This window comes from Synechococcus sp. H60.1 (assembly GCF_047462335.1).
Classification (GTDB): Bacteria; Cyanobacteriota; Cyanobacteriia; order Thermostichales; family Thermostichaceae; genus Thermostichus.
The window spans coordinates 22,609-29,202 of record NZ_JANSJA010000197.1 but is presented as its reverse complement, the minus strand read 5'-3'; the positions used below and the strand labels follow the sequence as shown (position 1 = coordinate 29,202).

Sequence of the window (6,594 nt, the reverse complement as noted above, 5' to 3'; positions counted from 1 at the left end):
TTGAAGATTTGCCAGCCTGCGGGAGACCTCTAGACACTGCGGTTTCGACCTGAAGAGGGATCCCCGCTGCTTTCGGGGCATTTGAGGTCGGCCAAATCGTTGAGGCGACGCAGAATACCCCACCCCTGCAGAGCTTCCAGCAGGGCTTCCCGGACGACAGCCACGGTTTCTTGGTCAAGGGCGAGGCGGAGGTAGTCCACCGCTAGCCGCGTCTGCTCGGCATCCAGGTATGGCATCAAGCTCTGCAGCCGACGCACGCCCAGCAGCCGTCGGTAGGAGTCGGGGGAAGCAATGTCGCTGAGATCTCGCTCCAGTTGGGAACGCTGCCGCTCCTGGCGGCGGCTGAGCCACTCCCAAAACAGCAGCGCCAACAGGGCAAAGGTGGCTAGCCCTTGCAAAATGGCGCCCGTGGCCAGCCAGCGCTGGCTGGATTCTGCCCAGATGGAAACCACGATGTAGGTGCCCAGGGTGGCACCTGCCCCCCCGACAACAGCAAGCAGCAGGGAGCGATCGGCTTGGCGAAACCAGGCTTGCAACTCCTGCCAGCGGCGGCTGAACTCAGGGCTGCGCGCAGCATACAGCCCCAGCATTGCCCCACTGCCCACAGCTAGAGAGAGAGCTAGCCGCCAGTGCCAAAAAGCCAGCCCCGCCAAGGCCAAGCCCGACAGGGCCAAAACCCGCCATTGCGGCCCCGAGAGTAGCCACAGGGCCACCTGGGATCCCCTCTCCACTGCCCCTTTCTGAACCCGCTGCAGATACTCCCGCCAGGATCCCTGGCCGGAAGAGGGGCGACCTGACCGATCCTTCACTGTCGGTAACTCCAAGACTTCGTCCCATCTGGCCCCTGCCAAGGTGGCAAGACAGGTCAACGCTTCCTAACTATGTTCGCTTCCTAATTATGTTACTAATCATGCTCTGCCGGCAGAGCCGAGGTAGGCTTTCCACCCTTGAGTTTGCAACTGGGCGTTTTTCTCTTGCACCGCTTGCTTAAGGCTTTCCCGGTAGGCCAGCACCCGTTGTTGCAGAGCGGGATCGCCGCTGGCCAAGATCTGCACGGCCAAGAGCCCAGCGTTGTAGCCATTGCCGATGGCCACGGTGGCTACTGGGATCCCTTTGGGCATTTGCACAATCGAGTAGAGGGAGTCCAGCCCCTGTAGGGATTGACTAAACACCGGCACCCCAATGACCGGCAGAGGAGTTAGAGACGCCACCATCCCCGGCAAGTGGGCTGCCCCGCCGGCGCCGGCAATGATGACGCGGATCCCTTGAGTATGGGCGCGGCGGGCAAAGTCCACCATCGCCTCAGGGGTGCGGTGGGCGCTGAGGATCTGCAGTTGGTAGGGGATCCCGAACTCCTCACACACCTGGGCAGCGGGTGCCAGGGTGGGCAGATCCGAATCGCTGCCCATTACGATAGCGACGAGAGGGGAGACTTCCATGAGCGGCTGGCCCGTCGTAGTCGATCCATGATCGCATAACCTAGGCCGGTGACGACCGGTGGCGGTTCGGCCAACAGCAGAGTGGCCGCTCCCTCATCCAGGCGGCGCAGGCTGGCAAAGAGGGCGCGGGCCGCCAAGTTGGGATCCGGGCCCAGACATTCTAGGGTAAAGGTGACCTCAGGCCAGTGGTGGGAGAGGCTTTCTGCCAGCGGTTCTGGTTTGGCGGCGAAACTGAGAATGCCTAGGTGCGAGTGGCCGGTGGCCAAGCGCTGCAACTGTTGCCAGTCCTCGGGCTGAAGCTGGGTAAAGGCAGTGGGCAAAAGCCAGAGGGGCTTACCGGGGGCGTAGTGGCTGCTCAGTTGGCCGGGAGCCTCTGGCCTCTCCTTGCGGTCTGGGGCAGGGGGAGAGCTGAGGGGCAAATTGAGGTGGGATGCCAAAACTTCCTGTGGGATCCCGCCGGGGCGCAACAAGGTGGGAGTGCCGTCTGGGCTGAGCTTGAGGACTGTCGATTCCACGCCTACGGCACACTCCCCCCCGTCCAAGATGTAAGGGATCCGCCCCGCCAACTCGGCGTAGACAGCCTGGGCCGAGGTGGGGCTGAGGCGGCCAAAGCGGTTGGCGCTGGGGGCAGCCAAGGGCACCTGAACTGCCTGCAGCAAAGCCTGGGCTACGGGGTGGGCCGGCACCCGCAGGGCTACGGTGGGCAAACCGCTGGTGACCAGATCCGGCACCTGCGATCCCTTAGGTAGCACCAAGGTCAGCGGCCCCGGCCAGAAGGTGTTGACGAGGGATCCCAGGCGAGCGCGAGCGGCGGGAGTAAAAGCCGCCAGATCTACCAGCCAGCCCTGCAGTGCCTCCAGATCCAACCCAGCCGGCAGATGCAGGATCAGGGGATCGAAGCGGGGGCGCTCCTTGACGGCAAAGATCTTGGCCACCGCCTGCTCGTTGAGGCCGTGGCCTGCCAGGCCGTAGACCGTTTCTGTAGGCATGGCCACCAACTGGCCCTGCCGCAGCGCTTCAGCCGCCAGGGCAAGGTGCTCAGGGGTGGGGGGGAGGATCTGGGTTTGCATGGGAGGGGATTCAAGGCCCTGCGGGCAACGAGAACGGGTTTTGCCGGTCTCGGCCTCAGGGCTAGCTTCCTTCTTCAACGTGGGTGTGCAACACCTTGCCGCGCAGGGTCTTGCCCAGCCAGGAAGTAGCTTGGGAGTGAGAGCGGAGGGTAGCTGCTGAAACTGTCCAGGTATGGGCTGGATCAAAGAGCACCCAGTCACTGCCGGGATCCAGACAGGGCGGCTCCAACCCCAGGCAGCGGGCCGGGTAGAGGCTGAGGGCCGACCAGAGCTGTAGCGCTGTTAGCAATCCCGTCTCCACCAGGTTCTGCCACAGCAGCGGCAAGGCCAACTCCAGGCCTATGGCCCCAGGAGGAGCCTCGGCAAAGGGCAGGGTTTTCTCCTCGTAGGTGTAGGGAGCATGATCCGTGGCGATGCCCAGGCTGCCGCTGCGGATCCCGGCAATAAGGGCCTCCCGGTCGGCGACGTGTGGCAGAGGAGGCAGCAGGCGCAGGTTGGGATCGTAGCCGTGCTCCAAGACGGCTTCCTCCGCCAAGAGCAGGTGCATCCAGGTGGTGCTGGCGGTAACTGGCAGCCCCTCTGCCTGGGCCCGCTGGACAAGCTCTAGACTGCGGGCTTGGCTAAGGCGCATCACATGCACCGGCGCCGGCGAGGCAACGCTGCGCATCACTTCTAGGAGGCGGGCCAAGGCGGCAGTTTCGGCACTAGTTGGGATCCCCTTCAGCCCTAGGCGCAGGGCCCACACCCCCTCGTAGAGGCTGCCCGAGCCCGCCAGGGTGGGATCCCAGGCCCAAACCAGCAGTGGTTTATTCCAAGGCCGCAAATACTCCAGGGCCCGGCGCAACAAGACCGGGGAACCTGCGGATGATGTGCTGCTAAAGGAAGTGGCAAAGCCAATGGCTCCTGCCTGGGCCAGCTCTCCCCAGGGGTTGGCGGTCTCTCCCTTGTCCTCCAAACTCAAAGCAGCCCAGGGCAGCCAGCGGGAATCCCCAGGTCGGCGGCGGTAGCGGCCCACCTGCTCCGGCTGGTTCAGCACCGGGAAAGTCGCCGTTCCCGGCAGGGGGGCAGGGAGAAGACCCACTTGGGTAAACCCCCCTGCCAGAGCTGCCGCCCCTAGAGAAGTGAGGGTCTCGCGGCCGGGGGAGAGCTCTTCGTTAGTGATCTCGCCACTGTGGGCGTACAGATCTATCAAACCTGGCCCCAGCACCCAGCCAGTAGCATCCAGGCGGGGGATGTCGGCAGGGATCCCCGTTGGCTGAGTAGCCCGGAGGCGGCCCTGCTGTAGCCACACGTCGGTCACCTCATCCCGCTGTTGCCAGGGATCCAACAGGCGCACCCCACGGAGGCAGAGATTGAGCAGGCTCAGGTCGGCAGGGAAGGTGGATCCCATCTTCCACCTCGCTAAAGTGCACCCGCTGTGGTGCAGTCGAAAATCTGGCCGGACAGGTGAGTGGTGAGGTTCAACACTTTGAGAACAGGAGCGCCGTCCTTGCCGTCGGGGTAGTCGATAACGGTAATGCCCCCATTGCCCTGCTTGAAGATCCAAAAGGCGTGGGGGGAAAGGTCGAACAACTGGCAGATGATCGCCTTGTTGATGGCGTCGTGGGCCACCACCACGGCCGTGCCTTCGGGAAATTGGGCGGCGGTGATGGCCAAAATCTCTTCCCATGCCGAGCGCGTGCGATCCCACACTTGGTACAGGTTTTCCCCGTTGGGCATTTGCACCGTGGCCGGATCCCGCTGCCAGCGCTCCAGCTCGCCTGGGTATTCGGCTTCCACCTCGCTCTGGAGCTTGCCCTCCCAATCGCCGTGGCAGATCTCCTGCAGCTCCGGCATCGGGCGCAGGATCAGGTTGGGGTGGTTGCTGCAGATGGCGTCCGCCGTGGCCCAGGGGCGCTTCAGCGGGCTGGAAAAAGCCAGGTTCAGCGGCTGATCGGCCAGAAACTCCGCCACCCTAGCTGCCTGCTCCTCGCCAGTGGCGTTGAGGGGAATATCCCGCTGCCCCTGAAAGCGCTGCTCCCGGTTCCATTGCGTCTCGCCGTGCCGCACCAGCAGGATGCGCATCCCCCGCTTGCGTTTGGGCAGAGGCTGACCCAGATGGGCAGTGATATTCAAAGATTCCAGTTGTGGCGGCGCCCCCAGGCCCTGGGGAAAGTTGAGAACGCTGATGGCGCAGTTATCTTGCCCAAGACGGTGGTAGTGAACCGGCCCCAGGCCGATGGCGGTGCTGACCAGGGCGCGGTTGATGCCGCTGTGCCCGACGACGAGAACGTTGAGGGGATGCCTTGGATCGGTTCCCCGATCAGAGGAGGTGGGGGGCGCTGACTTCACTTGCTCGGCCAGCAGTTGCCAAAACTCCTGCGCCTGCTGCCAGAGATCCCGCACCGGAAGGCGCCCCTCCAGCTCTAGCTCGTCGGGACGGTGCCGCCATAGGTGGTAATCTTCTGGGTATTTCTCCTTCACCTCGGCAAAGGTCAAGCCCTCCCAGGCCGTCAGGTCAATCTCCCGCAGGTGCTCGCTGATGGACAAAGGGATCCCCGCTCGCTCCTTGAGAATGATACGGGCGGTGTCGAGGGCACGGGAGAGAGGGCTGCAGTAGGTGTAATCCAAGGGGATCCCGGCCAGAACCTCAGCTACCCGCTGTGCCTGCGCTTCTCCATTGGGGGTGAGGCGAGAGAGATCGGAGCGGCCTTGGATGCGATTTTCGACGTTGAAGGTGCTCTCACCGTGGCGCACGAGCAGGATGCGCAGGGCAGGCTGAGCCATTGTTTGCACGGACTTACTCAAGAACACCTTCTAGAGTATCGCCTAGAGTATCGCTGTTGGACTGGGCTTGCCCTGCCAGTGGGGTTCTTTCTAGGAGTTGGGATCCCGGATTCTGGCCTCAACAGATCGGGCGGTCAAGTTTTCAATTTTGACCGCGGCAAGATCGTGGAAGAAAACACCCCCCAAGAGTTTTTCAGCAACCCCCAGGAAGAGCGTTCCCGCCTTTTTTGTCGCAGATCCTTTCCCACTAAGGGGCTGGGCTTAGAGAGGCGCAAGCCGTGCCAGAAAGGCTCCCTCCGGCTCTTGGTAGAGAATTTGTCCCTGCCAGCCGTGGGCGTGGGCATAGCGCAGCAGGGTCTCCGGATCCACAAACAGCCAGGGAAAGGGATCCCCGCGCTGCCCGTTGTACTCGGCCACAAAGTTCACCACCTTGGCTTTTACCTCGCCCGCCGCTTTCAAGTCCTTCCCCTTCTCCCAATCCTCGGCTTCAGAATCGGCTGAACTTTCTACCTGCGGCAGATCCGCCGAGCCGCCATCTTCCCTGAGGTCGCTTAGATCGGTGGAATCCACAAGCAACTGGCCGGTAGGCTGAACCCAGTGGCGGGCCAAGGTTAAAAAACGCTCCAATCCCGCCAGGGATCCCACTAGGCCGACGCCGTTCATCAGCAGCAGCAGCGTATCGAAGGGCTCCTCCGGCCCCTCCCAGGAGAACAGGTCGGCGGCAATGCGGCAGCGCACCCCCCGTTCGGCCATGATCCGCAGCGCCACGGGGGAGCGATCCAGGGCGGCCACAGCCAACCCCTCCTCCTGCAGCAGCAGGCTGTGGCGGCCTGTGCCGGCGCCAATGTCCAACACGCGACCGCGACAGAGATCCAAAGCCAGGGCCTCCACTTCTGGCAGCTCCTGGGTGAAGAACACCTCCGGCGAGACCACCTGGGGCTCCTCTGCCAGCGGGATCCCCTCGGCGCTGTAGGCGTGCAAGCGCAGGGAGCCCCTGGCCTGGCCCCGGTGCCAGTCCCACAGGGCTTGTTCGAGCGGATCCTGAGGTAAAGGGTTTTCGACAACCTCTATCATGGGAAGGGAAAGCCAGCGTCTTGCCCCGATGGCCATCGTCGCATTGCTTGACGCCGCCGCTATCGTCCTTTTGCTGATCGCTGCAGGGGTTTGGGCCCCATCTCTGCAGGCCAACTGGGAGACTGAGCCCCAGCGTACACCCAGAAGAGCCCTCGGCAACTCCCTCTGTTCCTGTCTCCATTGTGGAGCACCTGGAGCGCCAATACCGCAACAGCCCTACCTACCGGCCCGATCCTTCGGGTATG

6 protein-coding genes are annotated in these 6,594 nt (G+C 63.4%); all 6 read right to left on the bottom strand.

Annotated elements, in window-relative coordinates:
• Positions 1-29: 29 nt before the first annotated feature.
• On the bottom strand, positions 30-869 hold the full coding sequence (locus tag NW852_RS10165) for a hypothetical protein (protein WP_414370266.1): 840 nt from the start codon (positions 867-869) through the stop codon (positions 30-32).
• A gap of 39 nt (positions 870-908) precedes the next feature.
• The gene (gene purE / locus NW852_RS10160) at positions 909-1,439 is read right to left on the bottom strand and encodes a 5-(carboxyamino)imidazole ribonucleotide mutase (RefSeq protein ID WP_414364528.1); all 531 of its coding nucleotides are present in this window, start codon (positions 1,437-1,439) and stop codon (positions 909-911) included.
• The gene (locus NW852_RS10155; RefSeq protein ID WP_414364529.1) at positions 1,409-2,509 is read right to left on the bottom strand and encodes an L-threonylcarbamoyladenylate synthase; all 1,101 of its coding nucleotides are present in this window, start codon (positions 2,507-2,509) and stop codon (positions 1,409-1,411) included. Before NW852_RS10155 ends, purE begins: the two co-directional genes overlap by 31 nt.
• Before the next feature lie 61 nt (positions 2,510-2,570).
• The gene (locus tag NW852_RS10150; RefSeq protein ID WP_414364530.1) at positions 2,571-3,899 is read right to left on the bottom strand and encodes a dihydroorotase; all 1,329 of its coding nucleotides are present in this window, start codon (positions 3,897-3,899) and stop codon (positions 2,571-2,573) included.
• Between the two features lie 11 nt (positions 3,900-3,910).
• Positions 3,911-5,275, bottom strand: a complete 1,365-nt coding sequence (locus tag NW852_RS10145) for a histidine phosphatase family protein (protein ID WP_414364531.1) — start codon at positions 5,273-5,275, stop codon at positions 3,911-3,913.
• Positions 5,276-5,536: 261 nt separating this feature from the next.
• Positions 5,537-6,349, bottom strand: a complete 813-nt coding sequence (locus NW852_RS10140; RefSeq protein WP_414426703.1) for a class I SAM-dependent methyltransferase — start codon at positions 6,347-6,349, stop codon at positions 5,537-5,539.
• Positions 6,350-6,594 lie beyond the last annotated feature (245 nt).